Here is a 24,236-nt window from a genome sequence, read left to right as displayed (position 1 = left end):
CTATTTATACTGTTTATTTGGCGACAGCGATTTCAGACAATCATTGTCGACAATTTTTCTTGCCTGTTTCCCGCCGCACGGCGCTGCCTGATCGCAGTAACATCCAGACCCGGCCTTGCTTGCACGGCTTCTGCACAGAGCCTGTTTTAGTGCAGCGCGTCAAAATTAGTGCAGCATCGGCACCAATCCGTCACAAACATTCGTCCGCTTTGTTGACAAAAACGAACCGGCTTACCGCCAATATCCATGGAGCAGGACTTATGCCAATGGCATGACGACGGCCTCCATTATCAATCGATTCGTCCAATAAAAAATGCCAGGTCCGAAGACCTGGCACTTAAGCTCCGGCAGATCCTGCCGAAACAAAACAATACGGCGCGACGCCCGCACCGCATCGTTTGCAGAACCATTTAGAAATGGTATTCGGCGCGGATCATAGGCGTCTTGGCCAGCGAGCCGGGAACGGTATGCGGGTTGCCGAACTTGTTGCGCCAGTATTGATATTCCAGCCCGACGCGGAAAGTATTTTTGCCCATGCCCAGCGGCATGCCGACGTCGTACATGATCTGGCCGTCGAAGTTCAATTCAGGCGCAGTACCGCCGCCGAATTCGTTCTTGCCCTTGGCGGCGATGTAGTTCACATAGCCTTCGAACGCAAAGCCGCTCGTGCCGAATGGGATACCCCAGGCAGCATTGAGCATCGGATGCGTGTCGTAGGAATAACGGCTGGACATGCGCACGCCGTTATTCAATGGCTGGTTGCTTTCCCACAGAGCCAGCAGGCTGATATTCAAGAAGCCCGGCACGTCCATCATGATGGTAGGACCGGCAACGATCATACGCTTGCGCGAGCTGTAGCCGGGGTCATTCTTGGTGTTCCAGTCAAAGCCGGCCGTCAGGCCGAAGCCGCGTGCAGGACCGAAAGAGAGATCTTTCCCGGCGACCTTGCCGATATCCAGTGTATGGCGATAGACGATATAAGCTTCTTGCGATTCATTGTCTTTGCTATCCGACATCAGCAGGTCGACGTTCAGATAGTTGGTGCCGTATTTGTAGCCGCTGGCATGCGTGAAGTTGACGATTTTCTTCGAGATGTCTTGCGAATTGAACGGCTCGGCAAACTTGGTGCCGTAGCGAATACCGATCGAATTATCCGCCCAGTCGGCTGCGTTGGCCGACATGCTGCCCATGGCCGAAACCGCCAGCGCTGCAGTAGTCAAGCACATCCCCATTGCACTTTTCTTCATACGTTTCTCCCTTTTTACAATTCATGAAAAATAAAATCCGGATCCCATGCGCGCATCGTGCGATTACCAACAACTGAGCATGCGGTTTATCGTTTGATCAGTCGTCGGTAAGGTACTTTGACGCGCTCCTTCATTTGCTCACCCATTCAAACAAGGTCGGTCATGTTGCTGCCGGCATCTGCCGAAGCTCAATCCGCCGGGTTCGTTAATGCAAACGCCGTGCCAGCAAAAAATCACGCGTCGGAAAAACTGTCGACAAAGCGGTGGGCGATTAAAAACAGATTGGGAGCCGCATGCGCGCGGCGATAAATGAAAGCAGCACAGAAGCGCCGGCCGCAGCAGCCGCTCATCGCCATCACGGGAAAACGCTGCACCGCATCGGGAATATGCAAAGCGGAGAGACAAGATTGTCGACAGGATAAAGAACGATAGTACTAAATTGAAATCTGCGAATTGTCCAGTCCTTACAAGGCTTACAGGCGCGTAAGAATACTGTTTTTAGTGCAACCGTTTCTAGACAGGTGCAACAAAGCACCAAATTGTTGCAAAAGATTTTTTAGATTGTCGACAAAATAGCCCTCCCCGGAAAGTCGACAACGACTGCTTTTTTCTCCCCGGCCTCGTCACCCCGGCAAAGACACCTGCCGCCGCCGCGCAGAACACATTCGACGTTCTTGGCACAGTAAATGCTTTTCAACGCACATCGTTTGCAAAAACCGGTTCACAAAATGCGGACGCATTGGCAACAGCATCAGGGACGGTGCCGAGCCAGCCGCCAGACGAAGCGCCAACAGATCATCGGACCAAAAAAGGGAAACCAACCATGCACGCAAAGAAACTCTTCAAGTACACCGCCGCCTTGTTGCTCAGCGCCGCCTGCGCATCTGCCTTTTCGCAGGAGACCAAGATCAAATTCCAGCTCGACTGGCGCTTTGAAGGTCCGTCCGCGCTGTTCCTGGTGGCGAAGTCCAAGGGTTATTTTGCACAGGAGAAACTGGACGTCATCATCGACGCCGGCAGCGGCTCGGGCAATGCAGTCAATCGCGTGGCATCCGGCACCTACGACATGGGTTTTGCCGACATGGCTGCGCTGATGGAATTCACCGCCAACAATCCAAGCTCGCCGGGCAAGCCGATGGCCGTGATGATGGTCTACAACGACACGCCGGCAGCGATCTTCTCGCTCAAGAAAACCGGCATCAAGACGCCTGCCGACCTGGTCGGCAAGAAGCTGGGTTCGCCTGTGTTCGACGCCGGCCGCCGCGGCTACCCGATCTTCGCCAAGGCCAACGGCCTGGATGCCTCCAAAGCCAACTGGATCAGCATGGATCCGCCGTTGCGTGAAACCATGCTGGCACGCGGCGATGTCGACGCCATCACCGGCTTCTATTTCACCTCGCTGCTGAACCTGAATGCGCGCGGCATCAAGGATTCCGACATCAATGTGATGATGTTCCCCGACTACGGCGTCAAGCTGTACGGCAACGCCATCATCGCCAATGAAAGCCTGATGAAGACCAATCCGGAAGCGCTCAAGGGCTTCCTGCGCGCCTTCGCCAAGGCCACCAGGGACGTGCTGGCCAATCCGGAAGCCGCCATCAAGGTGCTCAAGGAACGCGACGGCCTGATCGACGAAAAACTGGAACTGCGCCGTCTCAAGCTCGCCATCTCCAGCGCTATCGCCACGCCGCACGCCAAGGCCGAAGGTTACGGCCAGGTGTTCCTGCCGCGCCTGACGCTGATGGCTTCGCAAGTGTCCGACGCCTACGGCACCAAGACCCGCGTCAACCCGGACAAGATCTGGACCGCGGCTTACCTGCCGTCGAAAGAAGCGCTCAACGTGTTCGGAAAATAATGTTGCAAGCGATATTGCCGACCACTACCAGCGAAACAGTCATGAGCGCCACAACTGACACCTTCGTCGATTTCCGCCGCGTCTTCCTGTCCTACGACGGTTCCGACGAGTTCGCAGTCGAAGACATCTCCCTGCAAACCAAACAGGGAGAGTTCATCGCCATCGTCGGTCCGTCCGGCTGCGGCAAGTCGACCTTCATGAAACTGGCGACCGGGCTGAAACGCCCGACTCGCGGCAGCGTCGCCATCGCCGGCGCCGAGGTCACCGGGCCGCTGAAGTTCGTCGGCATGGCCTTCCAAGCGCCGACCCTGCTGCCGTGGCGCACCACGCTCGATAACGTGCTGCTGCCGCTGGAAATCGTCGAGCCGTATCGCCAGGACTTCAAGAAGAACAAGGCGCAGTACACCGAGCGCGCACTCAAGCTGCTCAAAACCGTCGGCCTCGACGGCTATGCCGACAAGTTCCCGTGGGAGCTGTCGGGCGGCATGCAGCAGCGCGCCTCGATCTGCCGCGCGCTGATCCATGAACCGAAGATGCTGTTGCTGGACGAGCCCTTCGGCGCGCTCGACGCGTTCACGCGCGAAGAACTGTGGTGCGTTCTGCGCGACCTGTGGACCGAGCGCAAATTCAACGTCATCCTGGTCACGCACGATCTGCGCGAAGCCGCCTTCCTGGCCGACACCATTTATGTAATGAGCAAACGCCCGGGCCGCATCGTGGCGCGCAAGGAAAATCCGCTGCCGCGTCCGCGCGAGCTGGAACTGACTTACACCGATCCCTTCAACGCCCTGGTGCACGAGTTGCGCGAGCATATCGGCCGCGTCAGAAATACCTAAGCCGAGGCGAACATGAAAAAACCATCTTCACTGAACAAAGCCGCCCGCACGCTGGCGCCCTGGATCCTGCTGCTCGCCATCCTGGTGATCTGGCAGTTCTTGTGCAGCGTGCTGGAAGTGTCCGAGTTCATCTTCCCGAGCCCGATGGCGATTATCGAGGCCATGATCGAATTCGCCGGGCCGATCGCACATCACGCCATCAGCACCTTCTGGGTCACCATGGTGGGTTTCGCCATCGCCGTGGCGGTGGGCGTGTCGCTGGGCTTCCTGATCGGTTCGTCGCCGCTGCTGTACGCTGCGGCCTATCCGCTGATGACGGCGTTCAACGCGCTGCCCAAGGCCGCCTTCGTGCCGGTGCTGGTGGTGTGGTTCGGCATCGGCGCCGGCCCGGCAATCCTGACGGCCTTCCTGATTTCCTTCTTCCCTATCATGGTCAACATCGCCACCGGCCTGGCGACACTGGAGCCGGAACTGGAAGACGTGCTGCGCGTGCTCGGCGCCAAGCGCATGGACATCCTGCTCAAGGTCGGCCTGCCGCGCTCGCTGCCGTATTTCTTCGCCTCGCTGAAGGTCGCCATCACGCTGGCCTTCGTCGGCTCGACCGTGTCGGAAATGAACGCCTCCAACGAAGGCATCGGCTACCTGCTGGTGTCGGCCGGGTCGTCGATGAAGATGCCGCTGGCCTTCGCCGGCCTGGTCGTCATCGGCGCCATGGCGATGGCGATGTACGAGTTGTTTGCGATCATCGAGAAGCGCACTACGCGCTGGGCCCATCGGGGCGGCAACAAGTGATGATTTTCCTGATTTTTTCCTGATTGTCGACAATCCGGCTATGGTAAATTCCGCAGATCATTTGAATAACGTAAAGACCGCCTGCGCATATGACCGCGCCGGTCTCTGAAGGGGAATCCGTGACTGCACCATCTTCCCGCCTGCACATCGCGCACATCCGCAAGGCCTATCCCGGCGTGCTGGCCAACGACGACATCAATCTGAGCGTCGCACCCGGCGAGATCCATGCCGTGCTCGGCGAAAACGGCGCCGGCAAATCGACGCTGATGAAAATCATCTTCGGCACCGTCAAACCCGACGCCGGCGAGATCTACTGGAACGGCGAACTGGTGCACATCGCCAATCCGCAGATCGCGCGCAAACTCGGCATCGCCATGGTGTTCCAGCACTTCTCGCTGTTCGACACGCTGACCGTTGCCGAGAACATCGCGCTGGGTCTGGATTCGGATACCGACATGCAGGACCTGATCGCGCGCATCCGCCAGACCGGTGAGAAATACGGGCTGGAGCTGGAACCGAATCGCCACGTCCACACGCTGTCGGTGGGCGAACGCCAGCGCGTGGAAATCGTGCGCGCGCTGCTGACCAATCCGCAATTGTTGATCCTCGACGAGCCGACTTCGGTGCTGACGCCGCAGGCGGTCGAGAAACTCTTCGTCACGCTGCGCAAGCTGGCCGACGAAGGCTGCAGCATTCTCTACATCAGCCACAAGCTCGATGAAATCCGCGCGCTGTGCCACAGCGCCACCGTGATGCGTGGCGGCCGCGTGACCGGCAACTGCGATCCGCGCAATGAAACCAGCGCCGGCCTGTCGCGCATGATGATCGGCGAAGAACTGGTGCGCCTGCGCCGCGAGCGCAATCCGGAATCCCAGCGCAACGAGCGCAAGCTGCATATTAATCGCCTGTGCCTGCCGAAAGCGCATCTGTTCGCCACGGAACTGAAAGACATCGAATGCGAAGTGCGCGCCGGTGAAATCGTCGGCATCGCCGGCGTGTCCGGCAACGGCCAGCAGGAATTGCTGGCGGCGCTGTCCGGCGAAGACCAGCGCGCCGCGCCCAACATGATCATGCTGACCGGCAGCGCCGTCGGCCATCTGGCGCCCAATCCGCGCCGCGCCAAAGGCCTCGGCCTGGTGCCGGAAGAACGCCTCGGCCGCGGCGCCGTGCCGACGCTGAGCCTGTCGGCCAACATGCTGCTGTCTCATCAGAAGCTGCCGTACGTGAAGCACGGCATGATCGATTTCGGCTACACGCGCAAGATCGCCGCCTCCATCATCGAACGCTTCAAGGTCAAGGCCGGCGGTCCCGATGCGCTGGCGAAAAGCCTGTCCGGCGGCAACCTGCAAAAATTCATCGTCGGCCGCGAGATGGAGCGCAAACCCAGCGTCTTCATCGTGGCGCAACCGACTTGGGGCGTCGACGTCGGCGCCGCTGCGCAAATCCACGCCGAAATTCTGGCGCTCAAACAAGAAGGCTGTGCGGTGCTGGTGATCTCTGAAGAACTCGACGAATTATTCGCCCTGTGCGATCGCCTGCATGTGATCGCCAAGGGACAGTTGTCGCCCTCGATTCCCATCGAACAGGCTACGCGCGAACAGGTCGGTTTATGGATGAGCGGCTTGTGGCATGACGAAGCGACGGATGCCGGCGCGTCGGAGGCTGCCCATGTCTAACTCGGTCTTCACCTCCCTGCCATTCCGTCTCGAACTGCGCGGCACGCCCTCGCGCCGCATGACTTATCTGTCGCCGGTGATTGCAATCGTCCTGACGCTATTCCTCGGCGCCTTGCTGTTCATGGCGCTGGGCAAGGATCCGATTGCGGGACTGAAAGTGTTCCTGGTCGATCCCTTCAGCAGCAAGCGCGCCATCAGCGAATTGCTGTTGAAGTCGATTCCGCTGATCCTGTGCGCGCTGGGCCTTGCCGTGTGCTTCCGCGCCAGTATCTGGAACATCGGCGCCGAAGGCCAGTTCACCGTCGGCGCCATGTGCGCGGGCGCGATGCTGGTGTGGATCGACGTGCCGGATCACGCCATCTCCGGCGGCGTCGGGCTGGTCCTGATGATCGTGGCCGGCGTGGTCGGCGGCGCGTTCTGGGCCAGCATCACGGCGCTGTTGCGCGACAAGTTCAACGCCAATGAAATCCTGGTGTCGCTGATGCTGACTTACGTGGCGCAGCTGCTGCTGATGTATGCCGTCAACGGTCCGCTGAAGGACCCCAACGGAATGAACTTCCCGCAATCGAAAGTGTTCTCCAGCGAGTTCATGCTGCCAATGCTGATGAGCGGCACCCGCCTGCATGTCGGCTTTGTGGTCACCATTGTCGCGGCGATTGTGATGGCGGTGTTCATGATGCGCAGCTTCCGCGGTTTCTCGCTGACGGTGGGCGGTGTGGCGCCGCATGCCGCGCGCTATGCCGGTTTCTCCAGCCGCAACGCCTTGTGGGTGTCGCTGCTGATTTCAGGCGGCTTCGCCGGTCTGGCCGGTGCGTTTGAAATCGCCGGACCGATCGGCCAGCTGTTGCCGTCGGTATCGCCGGGTTACGGCTTCGCGGCGATCATCGTCGCCTTCATCGGCCGCCTGCATCCGGTCGGCGCAGTATTCGGAGGGCTGATCATGTCGCTGCTGTATCTGGGCGGCGAGCTGGCGCAGTCGCGCCTGGGCCTGCCGTCGGCGATCACGGGCGTGTTCCAGGGCATGCTGCTGTTCCTGCTGCTGGCTTGCGACACGCTGATCGATTATCGCCTGCGCTGGAAACAAAAAGGATAAGCACAATGGACCAACTCGCTCCTCTCATCGCAGCCTCGATCAATGCCGGCACGCCGCTGCTGCTGGCGGCCATGGGCCTGCTCATCAACGAACGCGCCGGCGTACTCAACCTCGGCGCCGAAGGCATGATGCTGGTCGCGGCGATTGCCGGTTTCGCGGTCGGCTACACCACCAAGAGCCCGCTGCTGGGCTTCTGCGCCGGCGCCATTTGCGGCATGCTGATGGCGACGCTGTTCTCCTGGCTGGCGCTGATCCTGGCGACCAACCAGGTCGCTACCGGACTGGCGCTGTCGATCTTCGGCACCGGCTTGTCGGCCTTCATCGGCCAGCGTTTCGTCGGCCTTGCCTTGCCCTCGCAAAGCGCCGGCATCCCCGGCCTGAACAATATTCCCTTCATCGGCCCGGCTTTCTTCAACCAGCACTGGATGGCTTATGTCGCGCTGCTGCTGTGCGCGGCGATTGCGTGGTTCTTGTACCGCACACGGGCCGGCCTGATCCTGCGCGCAGTCGGCGAGTCGCCGGAGTCTGCGCACGCACTGGGTTATTCGGTGCGCGGCATCCGCTTCATCGCGCTGCTGTTCGGCGGCGCCTGCTGCGGTCTGGCCGGCGCGTATCTGTCGCTGGTCTATACGCCGATGTGGGTCGAAGGCCTGGTCTCCGGCCGCGGCTGGATCGCGCTGGCGCTGACGGCCTTCGCCACCTGGCGTCCGGCACGCGTCTTGCTCGGTTCGCTGCTGTTCGGCGGCGTGACGATTCTGCAGTTTTATCTGCAAGGCATCGGCGTGACGATCCCGTCGCAGATTCTGTCGATGCTGCCGTATGTCGCCACCATCGTGGTGCTGGCGCTGATCTCGCGCAATCCGGACTGGATCCGCCTGAACATGCCGGCCTCGCTGGGCAAGCCGTTCCGCCCGGGAGCTTCCTGATTTTTGCAGTTCGACTGATGTTTTGATTTTTGCTGTTTTGCTGTTTTGCTTTTTATTTACCAACAACGCCCAGGGAGAAAAGTATGAAAATTTCGCGCAGAGCCTCGATTGCGATGCTCGCCACCATCGCCGCAGCCTCGTTGATCGGTTGCGGCAAAAAAGAAGAACCGGCGCCGGCCGCTGCGCCTGCTGCTGCGGCAGCTCCTGCTCCCAAGGCAGATCCGCTGAAGGTCGCCTTCGTCTACATCGGACCGGTTGGCGATGCCGGCTGGACATTCGCGCACGACAACGGCCGCAAGGCGGTCGAAGCCAAGTTCGGCGACAAGGTCAAGACCACTTTCGTCGAAAACGTACCTGAATCGGCAGCCGACGCCGAGCGCGTGATGCGCCAGCTGGCAACCGACGGCAACAAGCTGATCTTCGGCACCACCTTCGGCTACATGGAAGCGATGCTGAAAGTCGCCAAGGAATTCCCGGACGTCAAATTCGAACACGCGACCGGCTTCAAGACTGCCGACAATCTGGCGCAATACGACGTGCGCACCTATGAAGGCGCTTACCTGGCAGGCGTGGTCGCCGGCAAGATGAGCAAGTCCGGCAAGCTGGGCGTGGTCGCTTCGGTGCCGATTCCTGAAGTGATCCGCAACATCGACGCCTTCACCATGGGCGCACGCTCGATCAATCCAAAGGTCACGACACGCGTGGTCTGGGTCAACAAGTGGTTCGATCCGGGCAAGGAACGTGAAGCCGCGACCACGCTGATCGGCCAGGGCGTCGACGTGCTGATGCAAAACACCGACTCCGCCGCCGTCGTCCAGACTGCACAGGAAAAAGGCGTCTACGCATTCGGCTGGGACAGCGACATGACCAGCTTCGGTCCGAAGGCGCATCTGGCGGCATCGATGATCAACTGGGGCGTCTACTACACAGCGCGCGTGCAAGCCGTGCTGGATGGCTCGTGGAAGACCGGCAGCACCTGGATCGGCCTGAAGGAAGGCGGCATCGACCTGGGCGGCTTCAATCCTGACCTTCCGGCTGACGTGAAGACGCTGGTCGAAGAGCGCAAGAAGGGCATCGCCGACGGCTCCGCACCGATCTGGAAGGGTCCGATCAAGGACAACACCGGCAAGGAACAGGTCGCCAAGGATGCCGTGGCTGACGACGGCTTCCTGCACGGCGTGAAGTTCTACGTTGAAGGCGTGGAAGGCAAGGTTCCGGGCTGATTTTTCCGCTCCTCGGGTCCGGCGCAAGCCGTCGGACTTGCCAATGTAGCAATCTGCCGGAGACCATAGGGCCTGTTAGCAATTAATTTGCGAGTGCGAACGCGCGGCAGGCGTTGACTGCCTAGGCGCAGCGACGCGACGTAGCGGTGCTACGGCAAGGAGCTGCAACAACGGCAGGCGACGCCTGCAGCCGTTCCCGAAGGGTTTCAACCAGAAGGCGCGCTGGCCACGTTGCATGGCTTGCAGGTGGGCCCACCACCTGCTACGCCACGCGCCTTGCCAGCACGCCTTCTGGTTGAAACGCATCTCGCAAATTCATTGCTAACAGGCCCTGGCGTCTCCGGCATTTTTTTGTCCGTCCGGTTTTCATCCCCTGGCGGCATAATGGTTTCCTTGCCCAAGGAGATCGCCATGTCCAGACCGCTTCCCACCCGCGTCATCCACGTCACCCTCGAACGCAGCGTGCAGGATGCTTACCGCTTTCTTGCCGATCCGGCCAACATGCCGCAATGGGCTTCAGGTCTGGGTAAAGGCATGGAACTGGTGGATGGCAAGTGGCTCGCCGATACGCCGGAAGGCAAACTGGAAGTGCGTTTCACACCCTTCAACGATTTTGGCGTGCTCGATCATGAGGTGGTGCTTACCTCTGGAGAAAGCGTCTTCATCCCCATGCGCGTGGTCGCCAACGGCGACGGCTGCGAGCTGAGCTTTACCTTGTTTCGCCAGCCCGGCATGAGCGATGAAAAATTCAACGAAGACACCGCCTGGGTGACGCGCGATCTGGAGGCCCTCAAAACCTTGCTGGAAGCCTAAAAATGCCGCCCGGCTGACTGTATAATGCCAAACCAATACAGGCTGGCGGCTGGACCGCGCCGGCGCAAGACGGTTTAAGAACAATCCCCGAACGCAACGATCCTGGCTGTTTTCCTGCTGGAAAACGCAGGCACTGAACAATTTATGCAAAAAGCTCGTAAACCGATCGAAATCAAGATATCCACAGTGGTCGCCATTTCCGCGATCCTGCATGAAACCGATCCGGCGGCGCTGGACAAGGCGCTCAAGGACATGACCGGCGGCGTCTCCGACTTCTTTGAAGACGAATTCGCCGTGCTCGACATCGGCGCACTGGACGCTTCCGGCGCAGGTATCGACTGGACCGCGCTGGTGGCCTTGTTCAAGCGCTATCGCCTCAATGCCGTCGCCGTGCGCAACGCTCCGGAAGAACTGCACGCCGAAATCGCCGCACAGGGACTTTCCATCGACAGCGGCGCGCCGCGTCCGCAACAGCAGGAAGCTGCTGCGGAAGAAGAAGCCCCGCAGCCTGCACCGGCCCCCGCTCCTGCTGCTGTCGCCGCGCCAACGCAAGCGGCCCCGGTTGCCCAGGCGACACCGGCTGCCGCCACGATGATCATCGACACGCCGGTACGCGCCGGCCAGCGCATTTATGCCCGCGGCGCCGATCTGGTGATCATGGCGGCGGTCAACAACGGCGCCGAGATCATCGCCGACGGCAGCATCCACGTGTACGCCCCGTTGCGCGGCCGCGCCCTGGCCGGCGCCAGCGGCAATACCGGCGCGCGCATCTTCGCAGCGAGCCTGGAAGCGGAACTGGTGTCGATTGCCGGCGTCTACCGTACCTTTGAGAACGGCCATCCGCCGGAACTGGCGCAAAAACAGGTGCAGGTACGCCTGACCGGCGACCGCATCGACGTGTTGGCTATCAATACCAGCAAATAATTTAGTATTCGAACATTCATCGAACAATCAAATCTGATCTTCTAAGGAGTCTTTTGTGGCAAAAATCATCGTTGTGACATCCGGTAAAGGCGGCGTCGGCAAAACGACGTCGAGCGCCAGTTTCGCATCGGGTCTGGCTTTGCGCGGACACAAGACCGTCGTCATCGACTTCGACGTCGGCCTGCGTAACCTCGACCTGATCATGGGCTGCGAACGCCGCGTGGTGTACGACCTGATCAATGTCGTCAATCAGGAAGCAACGCTGAACCAGGCGCTGATCAAGGACAAGCACTGCGACAACCTGTTCATCCTGCCGGCCTCGCAAACCCGCGACAAGGACGCGCTGTCGGAAGAAGGCGTGGAACGCGTGCTGGGCGACCTGCAAAAGATGGACTTCGAATACATCATCTGCGACTCGCCCGCCGGTATCGAACACGGCGCCGTGATGGCGCTGACCTTTGCCGACGAAGCCATCATCGTGACCAATCCGGAAGTCTCTTCGGTGCGCGACTCGGACCGCATCCTCGGCATCATCCAGGCCAAGTCGCGCCGCGCCCTGAGCGGCGGCGAGCCGGTCAAGGAACATCTGCTGATCACCCGCTATTCGCCCAAGCGCGTCGAAGCCGGCGAAATGCTGTCCTATACCGACGTGCAGGAAATCCTGCGCATCCCGCTGATCGGCATCATTCCTGAATCGGAATCCGTGCTGCACGCTTCCAACCAGGGCAATCCTGCGATCCACCTGAAAGAGACCGACGTGTCCGAGGCATATCAGGATCTGGTCAGCCGCTTCCTCGGCGAAGACCTGCCGCTGCGCTTTACCAGCTACGAAAAGCCGGGCCTGCTCCAGCGTATTTTCGGAGGTAAATGACATGGCTTTGCTTTCCTTCCTGTTTCCGCCCAAGGCGAAGAGCGCCACGGCTGCCAAGGAACGCCTGCAGATCATCATCGCGCGCGAACGCGGCGGTCGCCAGGGCCAGGGTTACGACTTCCTGCCGGCCTTGCACAAGGAACTGATCGAGGTCATTTCCAAGTACACCAAGGTCAACGCCGACGACATCAAGATCTCGCTGGACCGCCAGGGCAACCTGGAGGTGCTGGATGTGAATGTGGTGCTGCCGGACGCCGACGCGCCTTAGAATCTGCTTGCGATCTTACTGCGAGGCCATGATTCGGCGTCGGACGGTGCTCGGAATCCTCATGTACTAAAGTACACTCCGGTTCCTCCGCTCCGTCCGCCACCGACTGATGGCCTCTCGCTACAGATCTCAAGCAGATTCTGTCCATTGCGCCGGACCTGATCCGGCGCAATAGTTTCCGGGGCTATCGTTTCAGCTCTTCAGGCATCCGCTCTCTCCCCGCGCCATGCACATCTCCATCTTCAGCAGCTCCGCCGCCGACATCGCCCTGATCGCACGCAGCCTGCCTGCGCACGATTGCCAGGGCGTGCAGCAACGCGCCGATCTGCGGCGCGCGCATCCGCACTTGCTGATCGTGGATATCGCCGGCGCCGGTATGCATCTGGCGGACATATTGCAGATCGCCAGGATGCCCGCCATTCCGGTGCTGCTGCTGGCGACGGATACGCCATCCGACCTGGCTGCATTGGCTGGCTTGCCGGCAGAGTCTGCCGGCGAACGCCTGATCGACAGCGAATTCAAACCGCTGCGGCGCAATGCGATCGCGGCGCGCGTCAAGCTGCTGCTGCAACGCGCCTATCCGGACCATGACGAAAAACAGGTGCAGCAATTCGGCGACTACGTCTTTGAATCGCCTGCACACATCGTCACCCACGCCGGCGGCGCCACGACGCTGACGCAAAAGGAATTTGCGCTGGCGGTTTTGCTGTTCGGCAATCTTGGCCGGCCATTGTCCCGCGCTTACCTGCAGGAAAGCGTCTGGGGTCTGGAAGACGAAAACGAATTGCCGACCCGCACCATCGACACCCATATCTCGCGCGTGCGCAACAAGCTGGAGCTGAAACCGGAAAAGGGTTTCCGGCTGACTACGGTGTACGGCTACGGCTATCAGCTGGAACAGCTGGCGGCGCCCGCCGTCAAGAAATAGCGTCCATGCCGCGATCCCGCACCGATTACTTCCTGACGCGCCTGTCGGCATCGCTGGCCGGTACACCTGCGAATCTGAAGTACGTCGAGACTGCTGCGGGACGCGTGCACGTCTTCGATTCGGCAAGCGAACCGGGCAATGAAAACAGTCCCGCCGATCGTCCCTGCATCGTTTTCACTCCCGATGGCCCCAATGTCGTGGCGCATTACCAGCGTCTTATCGCTCTGCTAATGCCGCGTTTTCGCGTGGTGTGCTTTGACATGCCCGGTTTCGGCTTTTCGCTGCCGGCGGCGGATTATGGACATGGCCTTGACCAGGGAGCGCGAGCCGTGCTCGCCGTTCTTGACCAGCTCAGTGTTGCACAAGCCACGTTGGCTTTCAGTTGCGCCAACGGCTTGTACGCCATCCGGGCTGCACAACTGGCGCCGACGCGCATTGCCAGCCTGATGCTGTCGCAAACGCCGTCGCTGGCCGCGATGCAAGCCTGGGCTTACCGCATGATTCCGCAGCCGCTGCGGGTTCCGGTTGCAGGGCAGTTCATCACCTGGCTGGCGCGCCGCAAGCTGGCGCATCTGTGGCATCGCAGCGCCTTGCCGGCATCGACCAATGCGGCGCCGTTCCAGCAGACAACGCGGCAAGCCTTCGATGCCGGCGCCTGTTTTTGCCTGGCAGGCGTGGTGCAGGGCCTGCTGCGGGAGACCGTTCTGGCTCCGGGCGAGGTTTCTCTCGTCCTTCCCTGCACGCTGATCTGGGGCGATCAGGACCGCTCGCATCGCGCGACCGATCCGGAATCCTTGCGGGAATTGCTGCCGCACTTGGAGATCCGCCGCTTCGCCGATTGCGGACATTTTCCCGACCTGGAACAGCCGGAACGATACGCCGGAGAAATAGTTGCCCATATGGCAAAAATTGCTGCAGACCCTGTCTCGCGCTGACGTCGGCCAATAGTCTGCGCATATAGTCATTATTGATACAGTTCAAAACCCCTTTACGTGCAGCGGGTATAATACCGAGTTGATATTTCCCCATTTTTCACGCTGTCGAGCCCCGTAAAACACGCCATGCACCTGCTTGCCGTCGGACTGAACCACACCACCGCGCCGGTTTCCCTGCGCGAGAAGGTTGCGTTCCCGGCTGACCAGATCGGTCAGGCGGTGGCTTCGGCGCGTGCCTGGTTCGGCCGTGCCGATTTGAGCTCGACTCTGGCGCAGACCGGCGAAGCGGCGATCCTGTCGACCTGCAACCGCACTGAGCTGTATGCCGCCAGCACGGCTGCGCATGGCGGTATCGATGCCGCGATCGACAGCACGGCGCATTTTCTGGCCGACTATCACAAGCTTTCTTACGCCGACCTGCGGCCTTTCCTGTATGCCTTGCCGCAGGATAATGCCGTGCGCCATGCCTTCCGCGTCGCCTCCGGGCTCGATTCGATGGTGCTGGGCGAACCGCAGATCCTCGGCCAGATGAAGGATGCCGTGCGCCAGGCGGATGCCGCCGGCGGTCTCGGCACCTATTTGCATCAGTTGTTCCAGCGCACCTTCGCGGTCGCCAAGGAAGTCCGTAGCACCACCGAAATCGGCGCGCACAGCGTGTCGATGGCCGCCGCTGCGGTGCGTTTGTCGCAACGGATTTTCGACTCCATCTCGGGCCAGAACGTGTTATTCATCGGCGCCGGTGAAATGATCGAGCTGTGCGCCACCCACTTTGCTGCACAGAATCCGAAATCGCTGACCGTCGCCAACCGCACGCTGGAACGCGGCGAGACGCTGGCGCATCGCTTCAACGGCTCGGCCCTGCGCCTGGCCGATCTGCCGACGCAATTGTCGAAGTTCGACATCGTGGTCTCCTGTACCGCCTCGTCGCTGCCGATCATCGGCCTCGGCCTGGTGGAACGCGCCGTCAAGGCTCGCCGCCACAAACCGATCTTCATGGTCGACCTGGCCGTGCCGCGCGATATCGAATCCGAAGTCGGCCGCCTCGACGACGTGTTCCTGTACACCGTCGACGATCTGGCATCGGTCGTGCAAAGCGGCGTCGAAAACCGCCAGGCCGCCGTCGCGCAAGCCGAAGCCATCATCGAAACCCGTGTGCAGTCCTTCATGCACTGGATCGACAGCCGCGCCGTGGTGCCGGTGATTCAGGATCTGCACGACGCCGGCGAATCGCTGCGCATGGCCGAACTGGAACGCGCACGCAAACTGCTGGCCAAAGGCGAAGACATCGACGCCGTACTCGACGCCTTGTCCAAAGGCCTCACCGCCAAATTTCTGCACGGCCCGCAACAGGCCCTGCATCACGCGCAAGGCGACGAACGCGCGCAACTGGTCCAGCTGCTGCCGCAACTGTTCCGCACCAAGCGTTAGCGACTCCATTCGTACGCCGTGATCCTGGCGATCACCGGCTCTCTTCTGCCCATGTTTTCAGCGGGCATCGCATCACCCCTCTTCAACGTAAAGTAAGCCCATGAAACCATCCATGCTCGCCAAACTCGACCAGCTCGCCGAACGGCTGGAAGAACTCAACAATCTGCTGATGCAGGAAGACGCGACGTCCGACATGGACAACTACCGCAAGATGACGCGCGAACACGCCGAACTCGGTCCGCTGGTGGCGCTGTACCTGACCTATTCGCAGGCCTCCAACGACATCGTCACGGCGCAGGAGCTGCTGTCGGATCCCGACATGAAGGAGTTCGCGCAGGAAGAAATCAACGGCGCCAAGGCGCGCATGGAAGCGCTGGAAGCCGACCTGCAAAAGATGCTGCTGCCGAAGGATCCCAACGACGAGCGCAACATCTTCCTGGAAATCCGCGCCGGCACCGGCGGCGACGAATCGGCGCTGTTCGCCGGCGACCTGCTGCGCATGTACACGCGCTTTGCCGAACGCAATCGCTGGCAGGTGGAAATGATGTCGGCGTCCGATTCCGAAATCGGCGGCTACAAGGAAGTCATCGTGCGTATCGCCGGTTTCGGCGCCTACTCACGCCTGAAGTTCGAATCGGGCGGCCATCGCGTGCAGCGTGTGCCCGCCACTGAAACCCAGGGCCGCATCCATACCTCGGCCTGTACCGTCGCCGTGATGCCGGAAGCCGATGAAGTCGAAGACGTCGACATCAACCCGGCCGACATCCGTATCGACACCTATCGCGCCTCGGGCGCGGGCGGCCAGCACATCAACAAGACCGACTCGGCGGTGCGCATCACGCACATGCCGACCGGCATCGTGGTGGAATGCCAGGACGACCGCAGCCAGCACAAGAACAAGGCCTCGGCATTGAAGGTGCTGGCGGCGCGCATCAAGGACGTGCAACTGCGCGAACAGCAATCCAAGGAAGCCGCCACGCGCAAATCGCTGATCGGCTCAGGCGACCGCAGCGAACGCATCCGCACCTACAATTTCCCGCAGGGACGCATGACGGACCACCGCATCAACCTGACGCTGTACAAGCTGGATTTCATCATGGATGGCGATCTGGAAGAGCTGACCAATGCGCTCATCACTGAACACCAGGCGGAGTTGTTGGCGCAACTGGGCGACGACGAGTAAGAGATTGCGGCGCCCGATTGAGCGTGCAATTGTTCCGCGAAAACGACCAGTAATCCAGCATTGTCGCGGCCTGTGGCACAATGCAGCAGCGCCGGAACCAATTGCACGAAGGCCTCTCTGAGGTACAGCTTCAAGTGCAGCTACCTTCGAACAACATCAAAATTAAACGCTCATGAAATCGTCCAAATCCCTGTTTCTGTCAGTCGCCCTTCTTTGCATCGCCCTGCTCGGCGCCGCCCTTTATCTGCAGATCGTCGAAGAAATGATGCCGTGTCCGCTGTGCATCATCCAGCGCTACATTTTCGTCGCCATCGCCATCATCTGCATCATCTTCGCCTTCCTCCCGCCGGGTTCCGCCAAGCTTGGCGCCGGCCTCGGTGTACTGGCTGCATTGGGCGGCATCGCTACCGCCGGCTGGCATTTGTGGGTGCAGGCGCATCCGGGCACTTCCTGCGGCATCGATCCGCTGGAAACTTCGCTCAACACGATCCCGACCGCCAACCTGTTCCCGACGCTGTTCAAGGCCGACGGCCTGTGCGCGAATCCGTATCCCTTCCTCGGCCTGTCGATTCCGCAATGGTCGTTGATCTGGTTCGCCATCATCGCCATCCTGCTGGCGCGCCGTGTGTTCAAGCGCGCTTGATTTTCAGCAGTTCCTCGTGAGCGATTTTCCGGACATCCCGCCAGGCATCAGCCTGGCCGACGCGCTGCGCAGCGCGCCGCTCGATGCGCTGGAAAATCGCATCCTGATCGGCCATGCGTTGCAACTGACGCGCATCCAGCTGATCACCCAATCCGAACGCCTGCTCACGGCGGCAGAAGCGACGCAGCTGAGCGCGCTGTTGCGCCGCCGCCTGCAAGGCGAACCGATTGCCTACCTCGTCGGCGAGCGCGAATTCTTCGGTCTCGCCATGCAGGTCACGCCGGACGTATTGATTCCCCGTCCCGATACCGAATTGCTGGTGGAGCTGGCGCTGGAGCGTTTGCCGCTACAGGGCAAGGCGCTCGACATGGGCACCGGCTCGGGCGCGATTGCGGTTGCCATTGCGCACACGCGGCCGGACGTCGCCATGACGGCGCTGGATGTCAGTGAAGCCGCCTTGAAGGTCGCTGCAAGCAACGCACAGCGGCATGGCGCGAAGGTAGACTTCTTGCGCAGCGACTGGTACGCAGCGCTCGGCGAAGTCGCTGCGCCGTATCTCGACCTGATCGTTTCCAATCCGCCTTATATCGTCGCCGGCGACGCGCATTTGTCGCAAGGCGATTTGCGCTTCGAACCGATAGCCGCGTTGACCGATCATGCCGACGGCTTGTCGGCCTTGCGCATCATCATCGACGGTGCGGCGGCTTATCTGAAACCGGATGGCTGGCTGTTGATGGAACACGGTTACGACCAGTCGGAAGCCGTGCGCAAGCTGCTGGCGCAGCGCGGTTTTGCCGAGGTGCAAAGCTGGCGCGATCTGGCGGGTATCGAACGCGTCAGCGGCGGCAAGCTCCCTCGCGCTTCGTAACAAATCTCACGGCCGAAAATAAAAACACCGTCGTCCCGACGAAAGTCAGGACCCAGCGGCGTTCGTCGCATCTCAATAAAATCCTTGGGACGCTGTACGACACTGGGTCCCGGCGTTCGCCGGGACGACGGTGATTACTGATTCACCTGCAAGACAGATCAGGCAGCCTGCTTGCCACCTGCCGGTACATGCGGCTTCTGCCCTGCGTCAAACATGCGCAGCAGATCCGCTTCCTTCTGCTTGGCCGCTTTCAGATGACGTTCCTTGACGTGGCCGTAACCGCGGATCTCTTCCGGGATGCGCGCAATCGCCGTTGCTTGCGCCAGATTGTCGACGTTGAGTTTGCTTAACAAACCGCTGACCGTCTTGCAATACTCACCGATCAGCGCGCGCTCTTGCTTACGCTCGTCGGTATAGCCGAACACGTCCAGCGGCGTGTTGCGCAGGAAGCGCAGCTTCGCCAGCACGCCGAAAGCGCGCATCATCCATGGACCATATTGCTTCTTGATCAGATGGCCGTTGGCGTCGTGCCTGGCCAGCAGCGGCGGCGCCAGATGGAATTTCAACTGGTAGTCGCCTTCGAACATGCCGGCGATTTTTTCGCGGAAAGCAGGCGCAGTGTAGAGACGCGCCACTTCATACTCGTCCTTGTACGCCATCAGCTTGAACAGGTAAGTCGCTACCGCCGTGCTGAGCTTCATCCCTTTGGTCGGTTCACCCAGTGCCGCTTCCGCATGGCGCACTTGTTCGACGAAATCGCTGTACTGGCGCGCATACGCTGCGTTCTGATATTGCGTCAGGAAGTCGACGCGCTTGGCCAATATTTCCTCCAGCGACGGCGGACGCTTGAAATCGATCACCTGCGCCGTCATGCCGTTGCGGCGTGCGGCAAGCGCCACGGCATCCGCATCATGCGCAGCGGCACGGCCCCAGCCGAAGGCTTGCTTGTTGAAGTCGACCGACAAGGCGTTCAGTTCAATGGCCTTGAGGATGGCACCTTCCGATAACGGCACCCAGCCACGTTGCCAGGCATAGCCGAGCATGAACATGTTGGTTGCAATCGCATCGCCCATCAGCGCGGTAGCGATGTTGCCGGCGTCGATCAATGCCACGCGATCCTTGCCGCAGGCGCTCTGGATGCTGCCTTCGGCAGACACCGTCGGGAATTGCCAGTCCGGATTGCGTACGAAGGCTGCGGTCGGCATCTGCGTCGAATTGACGGCGGCGTGCGTGCGCCCTTCTCCCATGCGCGACAAGGCATCACGGCTGGCGGTGACGATCACGTCGCAACCGATCACCAGATCCGCAGCGCCGGTACCGACGCGGGTCGAATACAGGTCGTCGGCATGATCGGACAAGCGCACGTGCGACATCACCGGTCCGCCTTTTTGCGCCAGGCCGCTCATGTCGAGCACCGAGCAGGCCTTGCCTTCGACGTGCGCCGCCATCGCCAGGATCTGGCCGATGGTGATGACGCCGGTGCCGCCGATGCCGGTGACGACGATGCCGTAGGTGTCGCCCATGGCCGGCAATTGCGGCTCTGGCAGCACCGGCCCCTGGGCCACTGCTTCAGTTTTTTCCACCGCGACGCGTTTGGCTTTTTTCAGCTTGCCGCCTTCCACCGTGACGAAGCTAGGGCAGAAGCCGTTCACGCAGGAGTAATCCTTGTTGCACGACGATTGATTGATCTGGCGCTTGCGGCCGAATTCGGTCTCCAGCGGTTCCACCGACAGGCAATTGGATTGCACGCTGCAGTCGCCGCAGCCTTCGCACACCGCCTCGTTGATCACGGCGCGCTTGGCCGGATCGGGATAGGCGTCGCGTTTGCGGCGGCGGCGTTTTTCCGAGGCGCAGGTCTGGTCGTAGATCATGGCGGACACGCCCGGCACTTCGCGCAGCTCGCGCTGCACGGCGTCGAGTTCGCTGCGATGGCGGATGGTTACGCCCTCCGCCCACGGCGTGCCGGCGGGATATTTATCAGGCTCGTCGGTGACGACGACGATGGGTCGCACGTTTTCCGCCGCCAGCTGGCGCGAGATCATGGCCGGATCGAGCGGGCCGTCGAACTCTTGTCCGCCGGTCATGGCAACCGCGTCGTTGTACAGAATCTTGTAGGTCATGTTGACCTTGCCCGCCACCGCTGCACGCACTGCCAGCAACCCCGAATGGAAATAGGTGCCATCGCCGAGATTGGAGAATACGTGCTTCTCGCTGGTGAACGGCGCCTGGCCGACCCAGGTCACGCCTTCGCCGCCCATGTGCGAAAAGATCGACGACTCGCGATCCATCCAGGTCACCATGTAATGGCAACCGATGCCGGCCAGCGCGCGGCTGCCGTCGGGCAATTTGGTCGAGGTATTGTGCGGACAGCCCGAGCAGAAATGCGGGATGCGGTCCTTGTTGGGATCGGGCTTGGTGCTGACGTTGAGCGTGGCTTCCTTGGCTTCGAGGAAGGCGATACGCGCCTTGACGCGCTGCTCGATCGGATGGCCGGCGTAGTACTTGGAAATGCGCGTGGCGATGGCGCGCGCGATTTGCGCCGGGCTCAGTTCATACGTTGCCGGCAGCAGCCAGTTGCCGTGGCCGGTGCTGGGCGAGCCGCTCCATTCGCCGGTGTCGTCGAACTTGCCGACCACGCGCGGACGGACGTCGTCGCGCCAGTTGTAGAGTTCTTCCTTGATCTGGTATTCGAGGATCTGACGCTTCTCTTCGACCACCAGGATTTCGTCGAGGCCTTGTGCAAACTCGCGCACGCCTTCGGCTTCCAGCGGCCAGGTCATGCCGATCTTGTAGAGACGGATGCCGATATCGCGCGCGACTTGTTCATCGATGCCGAGATCGTAGAGCGCCTGGCGCGTGTCGAGGTAGGACTTGCCGGCGGTGACGATGCCGATGCGCGCATGCGGGCTGTCCCAGATGATCTGATTGAGTTTGTTGACGCGCGCGTAAGCCAGTGCGGCGTACCACTTGTAGACGTTCATCCGCGTTTCCTGATCGAGCACCGTGTCAGGTTGACGGATGTTGACGCCGCCTAGGGGCAGCTCGAAATCGGTGGGAATAATCGGCTGCACGCGTTGCGAATCGATCATCACCGACATGCCGGATTCAACGATGTCGGTCACGCATTTCATCGACACCCACAAGCCGGTGTAACGGCTCATGGCCCAGCCGTGCAGGCCGTAGTCGAGGTATTCCTGCACCGACGACGGATACAGCACCGGGATGCCGCAAGCCTTCAGGATGTGTTCGCTCTGATGCGCGGTGGTCGACGATTTCGCGGCATGGTCGTCGCCGGCGATCACCAGCACGCCGCCGTGCTGCGAGGTGCCGGCCATGTTGGCATGCTTGAAGACGTCGCCGCAGCGATCCACGCCGGGGCCTTTGCCGTACCACAGCGAGAACACGCCGTCGTATTGCGCGCCCGGGAACAGATTGACCTGCTGCGTGCCCCATACGGCGGTGGCGGCCAGGTCTTCGTTCATGCCGGGATGGAATTTGACGTGCGCGGCGTCGAGATATTTCTTGGCCTTGGCAGCGGTCTGGTCGACCGTGCCCAGCGGCGAGCCGCGATAACCGGTGACGTAACCGGCGGTGTTCAGTCCTGCCTGGAGGTCGTGTTGCCGCTGCAGCATCGGCAGCCGTATCAATGCCTGTATCCCGGTCATGAAAACCCGGCCGCGCTCCAGCGCGTATTTGTCGTCGAGGGAAATGTCGTCCAGCAACAGGCGTTGACTGGAAGGTAGGGGTGCGTTCATGCGCTTGTCTCCGTGCCAAAAATCGTGTCTTTGTTTGCACATGGATCTGTTCAAGATCCTGCTTAAAACTCTTCCGCCTTGTGGGCGGATGGTTTCGTTCTTTTGATGTGGCTACAGTAGCACAAGCGGCTTATTGCCGCTACGCACGGTGCAACACGCCAGGGATCCCGTGGAGGATGAAACTGACTGCGTGCTGACGGCGTAAAAAAAGCCCCTGCTTTTCACACAGGGGCTTGCTGGTTTGGCAAGGAGACAAGCTCCGCTCAGCCGACCGGAAAGTTTTGCTCTCCCGGCAACAGCGTATTGGCCGGCAGCGCATCCTGCTCCTTCAGCTGTTCGTACAAGGCGGTGAAATCGGGCGCCGTGTCGTCGAACAATTGCTGGAAATCGCGAATGACGAAATAGGTTTCCTGATACGAATCGATCTTGTACAAGGTGCGCATGACGCGGTCGAGCTGGAAAGGAATCCGGTTCGGTTGCCCATTCTGCGGTGAACCGCGCAGTGCGTACTCGACCTCGCCGCCGGACGACAAAATACCCGCGCCGTAGATGCGTAACCCCTCAGGACTTTGGATCAGACCGAACTCGATCGTGTACCAATACAGCCGCGCGAGGAAAGCCAGGCCGTCGAGCTTGAGCGCCTTCAGTCCGCCCTTGCCGTATTCCTGCAAATGCTCGGCAAAGATCGGATTGAACAGCAGCGGCACGTGACCGAAGAAATCATGGAAGACGTCGGGCTCGACGATGTAGTCGAACTCGTGCTCTTCGCGCAGCCAGACCGTCACCGGGAAGCGGCGATTGGCAAGATGCTCGAAGAAGGTGTGATCCGGCACCAGCCCCGGCACGGCGACCAGTTGCCAGCCGGTGGCTTTGTACAGCGCCTCGGTGGTGCGATCGAATTGCGGGATGCCTTGCGAGACGTCGAGCGCCTTGATGCTGTCGAGGAAGACGTCGCAGGCGCGGCCTGGAATCAGCTTGGCCTGGCGCTCATACAGACGCCGCCACAAAGCGTGTTGTTCAGGTGTATAGCCGGCCCAGTTCTGGGCCACGACGTAGTTCTTGTCGGCGTGGGTGTAATCGCCGCGCAATGCCCCGCTGTCGGATTTTGTCGCGACGCTGGCAAAGAAATCGTCGGTAGAGACAGTGGTGTCCATGAGAATAATTATTGAGATACGTTGATAACCATATTATGCGCCTTCCGACCAGTTTGCATTCAAATCCGGTGCGGACACTTGATCCGGATCAGGCCGGAAGAAAATTCAGAGATTCAGGATTTCGGCTTGCCGATGCCGGTGACCTTGCCCACCCATTTGAACAGCGCGCGCATGTTGGCTTTGACGATGTAGTCGATCATCGCGACCTGCTCTTCCATCGCCTCCTGGAAGACGGTGACGGAATTGGCGGGCTGGAGTTTGAGATAGGCGTCGGCCTCGCCGTAATCGCGGTGGATTTCCATGCCGGCTTTGCGGGCGATGTGCATCATGACTTTATTGGAAGACAGACAATGCATGTACAGGGTGTCGACGTCGGCGTTGCGGCAACGCATGGCGCCGCGCTCGAACAGCTTGGTGCCCACCCCCATGCCGCGCGCCGCCGCCGATACCGAGACGCCGAATTCGGCCACGCGCGCCTTGACGGTGGCGCCGGAAACACGCGAGGTCTCGCGCGGCGCAAACGCCAGATGGCCGACGCCCAGCAAGCGCAGCTTGCGATCGTAGACGCCGAAAATGGTGTCGCGCGTGAAGTCGATTTTTTCCACATAGCGCGTCACCAGCTCGTCGGACAGCTTGGTGCCAAAACGCAGCAGCCGGTCTTTTTCTTCCAGCGCCAGAAAATGCCGCAGCAGATGCCGGCGCGAGCGCGGCGACAATTCCTTGACGAGGATCAGCGGTTTGTCCGAAGCCTCGATGATGGTGCGCTTCAAGCCTTCCAGCCGGGCGCGCAGTTGCGTGGTGAGTTTTGACATGGGCGC

General features: G+C 60.7%; 21 protein-coding genes and 1 other RNA gene. 18 read left to right on the top strand and 4 right to left on the bottom strand.

Features of this window, described 5'->3' with window-relative positions:
• Positions 1–410: 410 nt before the first annotated feature.
• Entirely contained in the window at positions 411–1,247 is an 837-nt protein-coding gene (locus tag AKL25_RS04235; protein WP_050476389.1) for an outer envelope protein, read from the bottom strand.
• A gap of 823 nt (positions 1,248–2,070) precedes the next feature.
• On the opposite strand from AKL25_RS04235, the gene AKL25_RS04230 reads away from it, so the two are divergent.
• From AKL25_RS04230 to prmC, 18 genes are all read left to right on the top strand, one after another.
• Positions 2,071–3,102, top strand: coding sequence for an ABC transporter substrate-binding protein (locus tag AKL25_RS04230; protein WP_050476388.1), 1,032 nt, complete (start codon positions 2,071–2,073; stop codon positions 3,100–3,102).
• Between the two features lie 41 nt (positions 3,103–3,143).
• Positions 3,144–3,938: an ABC transporter ATP-binding protein gene (locus AKL25_RS04225; RefSeq protein ID WP_050476623.1), complete on the top strand. Its 795-nt coding sequence runs from the start codon at positions 3,144–3,146 to the stop codon at positions 3,936–3,938.
• A 12-nt stretch (positions 3,939–3,950) separates the two neighbouring features.
• Positions 3,951–4,730, top strand: a complete 780-nt coding sequence (locus AKL25_RS04220) for an ABC transporter permease (RefSeq protein ID WP_050476387.1) — start codon at positions 3,951–3,953, stop codon at positions 4,728–4,730.
• Between the two features lie 89 nt (positions 4,731–4,819).
• Complete coding sequence (locus tag AKL25_RS04215) at positions 4,820–6,406, top strand: ABC transporter ATP-binding protein (protein WP_420840697.1); 1,587 nt, start codon at positions 4,820–4,822, stop codon at positions 6,404–6,406.
• Positions 6,399–7,499 (top strand): ABC transporter permease, encoded by a 1,101-nt coding sequence (locus AKL25_RS04210; RefSeq protein WP_050476386.1) that lies wholly within the window; start codon positions 6,399–6,401, stop codon positions 7,497–7,499. The genes AKL25_RS04215 and AKL25_RS04210 overlap by 8 nt, the downstream gene beginning before the upstream one ends.
• Positions 7,500–7,504: 5 nt before the next feature.
• Positions 7,505–8,425, top strand: coding sequence for an ABC transporter permease (locus AKL25_RS04205; RefSeq protein WP_050476385.1), 921 nt, complete (start codon positions 7,505–7,507; stop codon positions 8,423–8,425).
• Between the two features lie 83 nt (positions 8,426–8,508).
• Positions 8,509–9,648 carry a BMP family ABC transporter substrate-binding protein gene (locus AKL25_RS04200; protein ID WP_050476384.1) on the top strand — a complete coding sequence of 380 codons (1,140 nt, stop codon included), beginning with the start codon at positions 8,509–8,511 and terminating at the stop codon, positions 9,646–9,648.
• Between the two features lie 411 nt (positions 9,649–10,059).
• Positions 10,060–10,461, top strand: coding sequence for an SRPBCC family protein (locus AKL25_RS04195; RefSeq protein ID WP_050476383.1), 402 nt, complete (start codon positions 10,060–10,062; stop codon positions 10,459–10,461).
• Positions 10,462–10,605: 144 nt separating this feature from the next.
• Complete coding sequence (gene minC, locus AKL25_RS04190; protein ID WP_050476382.1) at positions 10,606–11,385, top strand: septum site-determining protein MinC; 780 nt, start codon at positions 10,606–10,608, stop codon at positions 11,383–11,385.
• Positions 11,386–11,440: 55 nt separating this feature from the next.
• Positions 11,441–12,256 carry a septum site-determining protein MinD gene (minD, locus tag AKL25_RS04185; RefSeq protein WP_007879447.1) on the top strand — a complete coding sequence of 272 codons (816 nt, stop codon included), beginning with the start codon at positions 11,441–11,443 and terminating at the stop codon, positions 12,254–12,256.
• Between the two features lies 1 nt (position 12,257).
• Complete coding sequence (gene minE, locus AKL25_RS04180; protein ID WP_050476381.1) at positions 12,258–12,524, top strand: cell division topological specificity factor MinE; 267 nt, start codon at positions 12,258–12,260, stop codon at positions 12,522–12,524.
• Between the two features lie 61 nt (positions 12,525–12,585).
• Positions 12,586–12,659: non-coding RNA, sX9 sRNA (locus AKL25_RS23660), on the top strand.
• 91 nt (positions 12,660–12,750) lie between these two features.
• A complete protein-coding gene (locus AKL25_RS04175) occupies positions 12,751–13,452 on the top strand; it encodes a response regulator transcription factor (protein ID WP_050476380.1) in 702 nt (233 codons plus the stop codon).
• A 5-nt stretch (positions 13,453–13,457) separates the two neighbouring features.
• On the top strand, positions 13,458–14,387 hold the full coding sequence (locus AKL25_RS04170; protein ID WP_083444569.1) for an alpha/beta fold hydrolase: 930 nt from the start codon (positions 13,458–13,460) through the stop codon (positions 14,385–14,387).
• A gap of 126 nt (positions 14,388–14,513) precedes the next feature.
• Positions 14,514–15,815 (top strand): glutamyl-tRNA reductase, encoded by a 1,302-nt coding sequence (gene hemA / locus AKL25_RS04165; RefSeq protein ID WP_050476379.1) that lies wholly within the window; start codon positions 14,514–14,516, stop codon positions 15,813–15,815.
• A 100-nt stretch (positions 15,816–15,915) separates the two neighbouring features.
• A complete protein-coding gene (gene prfA / locus AKL25_RS04160; RefSeq protein ID WP_050476378.1) occupies positions 15,916–16,998 on the top strand; it encodes a peptide chain release factor 1 in 1,083 nt (360 codons plus the stop codon).
• A 172-nt stretch (positions 16,999–17,170) separates the two neighbouring features.
• The gene (locus AKL25_RS04155) at positions 17,171–17,641 is read left to right on the top strand and encodes a disulfide bond formation protein B (protein ID WP_050476377.1); all 471 of its coding nucleotides are present in this window, start codon (positions 17,171–17,173) and stop codon (positions 17,639–17,641) included.
• A gap of 16 nt (positions 17,642–17,657) precedes the next feature.
• Positions 17,658–18,509: a peptide chain release factor N(5)-glutamine methyltransferase gene (gene prmC, locus AKL25_RS04150; RefSeq protein ID WP_050476376.1), complete on the top strand. Its 852-nt coding sequence runs from the start codon at positions 17,658–17,660 to the stop codon at positions 18,507–18,509.
• Positions 18,510–18,667: 158 nt separating this feature from the next.
• On the opposite strand, the gene AKL25_RS04145 is transcribed toward prmC, so the two are convergent.
• The 3 genes from AKL25_RS04145 to AKL25_RS04135 form a co-directional block, all read right to left on the bottom strand.
• Entirely contained in the window at positions 18,668–22,264 is a 3,597-nt protein-coding gene (locus AKL25_RS04145; protein ID WP_050476375.1) for an indolepyruvate ferredoxin oxidoreductase family protein, read from the bottom strand.
• 263 nt (positions 22,265–22,527) lie between these two features.
• Positions 22,528–23,418: a phenylalanine 4-monooxygenase gene (gene phhA, locus AKL25_RS04140; RefSeq protein WP_050476374.1), complete on the bottom strand. Its 891-nt coding sequence runs from the start codon at positions 23,416–23,418 to the stop codon at positions 22,528–22,530.
• 113 nt (positions 23,419–23,531) lie between these two features.
• Positions 23,532–24,230 carry a GNAT family N-acetyltransferase gene (locus AKL25_RS04135; RefSeq protein ID WP_050476373.1) on the bottom strand — a complete coding sequence of 233 codons (699 nt, stop codon included), beginning with the start codon at positions 24,228–24,230 and terminating at the stop codon, positions 23,532–23,534.
• Between the last annotated feature and the right edge of the window lie 6 nt (positions 24,231–24,236).

Origin of the sequence: Herbaspirillum rhizosphaerae (genome assembly GCF_001189965.1) — a bacterium.
GTDB lineage: Bacteria > Pseudomonadota > Gammaproteobacteria > Burkholderiales > Burkholderiaceae_D > Herbaspirillum > Herbaspirillum rhizosphaerae.
Note: the sequence above shows the minus strand (reverse complement) of the source record. Positions and strands in the feature narration are given on the sequence as shown.

What these genes read in the sequence shown, in the direction of transcription:
- AKL25_RS04235 (WP_050476389.1), bottom strand. Translation starts at nt 1,247, where the DNA reads ATGAAGAAAAGTGCAATGGGGATGTGCTTGACTACTGCAGCGCTGGCG.
- AKL25_RS04230 (WP_050476388.1), top strand. Translation starts at nt 2,071, where the DNA reads ATGCACGCAAAGAAACTCTTCAAGTACACCGCCGCCTTGTTGCTCAGC.
- AKL25_RS04225 (WP_050476623.1), top strand. Translation starts at nt 3,144, where the DNA reads ATGAGCGCCACAACTGACACCTTCGTCGATTTCCGCCGCGTCTTCCTG.
- AKL25_RS04220 (WP_050476387.1), top strand. Translation starts at nt 3,951, where the DNA reads ATGAAAAAACCATCTTCACTGAACAAAGCCGCCCGCACGCTGGCGCCC.
- AKL25_RS04215 (WP_420840697.1), top strand. Translation starts at nt 4,820, where the DNA reads ATGACCGCGCCGGTCTCTGAAGGGGAATCCGTGACTGCACCATCTTCC.
- AKL25_RS04210 (WP_050476386.1), top strand. Translation starts at nt 6,399, where the DNA reads ATGTCTAACTCGGTCTTCACCTCCCTGCCATTCCGTCTCGAACTGCGC.
- AKL25_RS04205 (WP_050476385.1), top strand. Translation starts at nt 7,505, where the DNA reads ATGGACCAACTCGCTCCTCTCATCGCAGCCTCGATCAATGCCGGCACG.
- AKL25_RS04200 (WP_050476384.1), top strand. Translation starts at nt 8,509, where the DNA reads ATGAAAATTTCGCGCAGAGCCTCGATTGCGATGCTCGCCACCATCGCC.
- AKL25_RS04195 (WP_050476383.1), top strand. Translation starts at nt 10,060, where the DNA reads ATGTCCAGACCGCTTCCCACCCGCGTCATCCACGTCACCCTCGAACGC.
- minC (WP_050476382.1), top strand. Translation starts at nt 10,606, where the DNA reads ATGCAAAAAGCTCGTAAACCGATCGAAATCAAGATATCCACAGTGGTC.
- minE (WP_050476381.1), top strand. Translation starts at nt 12,258, where the DNA reads ATGGCTTTGCTTTCCTTCCTGTTTCCGCCCAAGGCGAAGAGCGCCACG.
- AKL25_RS04175 (WP_050476380.1), top strand. Translation starts at nt 12,751, where the DNA reads ATGCACATCTCCATCTTCAGCAGCTCCGCCGCCGACATCGCCCTGATC.
- AKL25_RS04170 (WP_083444569.1), top strand. Translation starts at nt 13,458, where the DNA reads ATGCCGCGATCCCGCACCGATTACTTCCTGACGCGCCTGTCGGCATCG.
- hemA (WP_050476379.1), top strand. Translation starts at nt 14,514, where the DNA reads ATGCACCTGCTTGCCGTCGGACTGAACCACACCACCGCGCCGGTTTCC.
- prfA (WP_050476378.1), top strand. Translation starts at nt 15,916, where the DNA reads ATGAAACCATCCATGCTCGCCAAACTCGACCAGCTCGCCGAACGGCTG.
- AKL25_RS04155 (WP_050476377.1), top strand. Translation starts at nt 17,171, where the DNA reads ATGAAATCGTCCAAATCCCTGTTTCTGTCAGTCGCCCTTCTTTGCATC.
- AKL25_RS04145 (WP_050476375.1), bottom strand. Translation starts at nt 22,264, where the DNA reads ATGAACGCACCCCTACCTTCCAGTCAACGCCTGTTGCTGGACGACATT.
- phhA (WP_050476374.1), bottom strand. Translation starts at nt 23,418, where the DNA reads ATGGACACCACTGTCTCTACCGACGATTTCTTTGCCAGCGTCGCGACA.
- AKL25_RS04135 (WP_050476373.1), bottom strand. Translation starts at nt 24,230, where the DNA reads ATGTCAAAACTCACCACGCAACTGCGCGCCCGGCTGGAAGGCTTGAAG.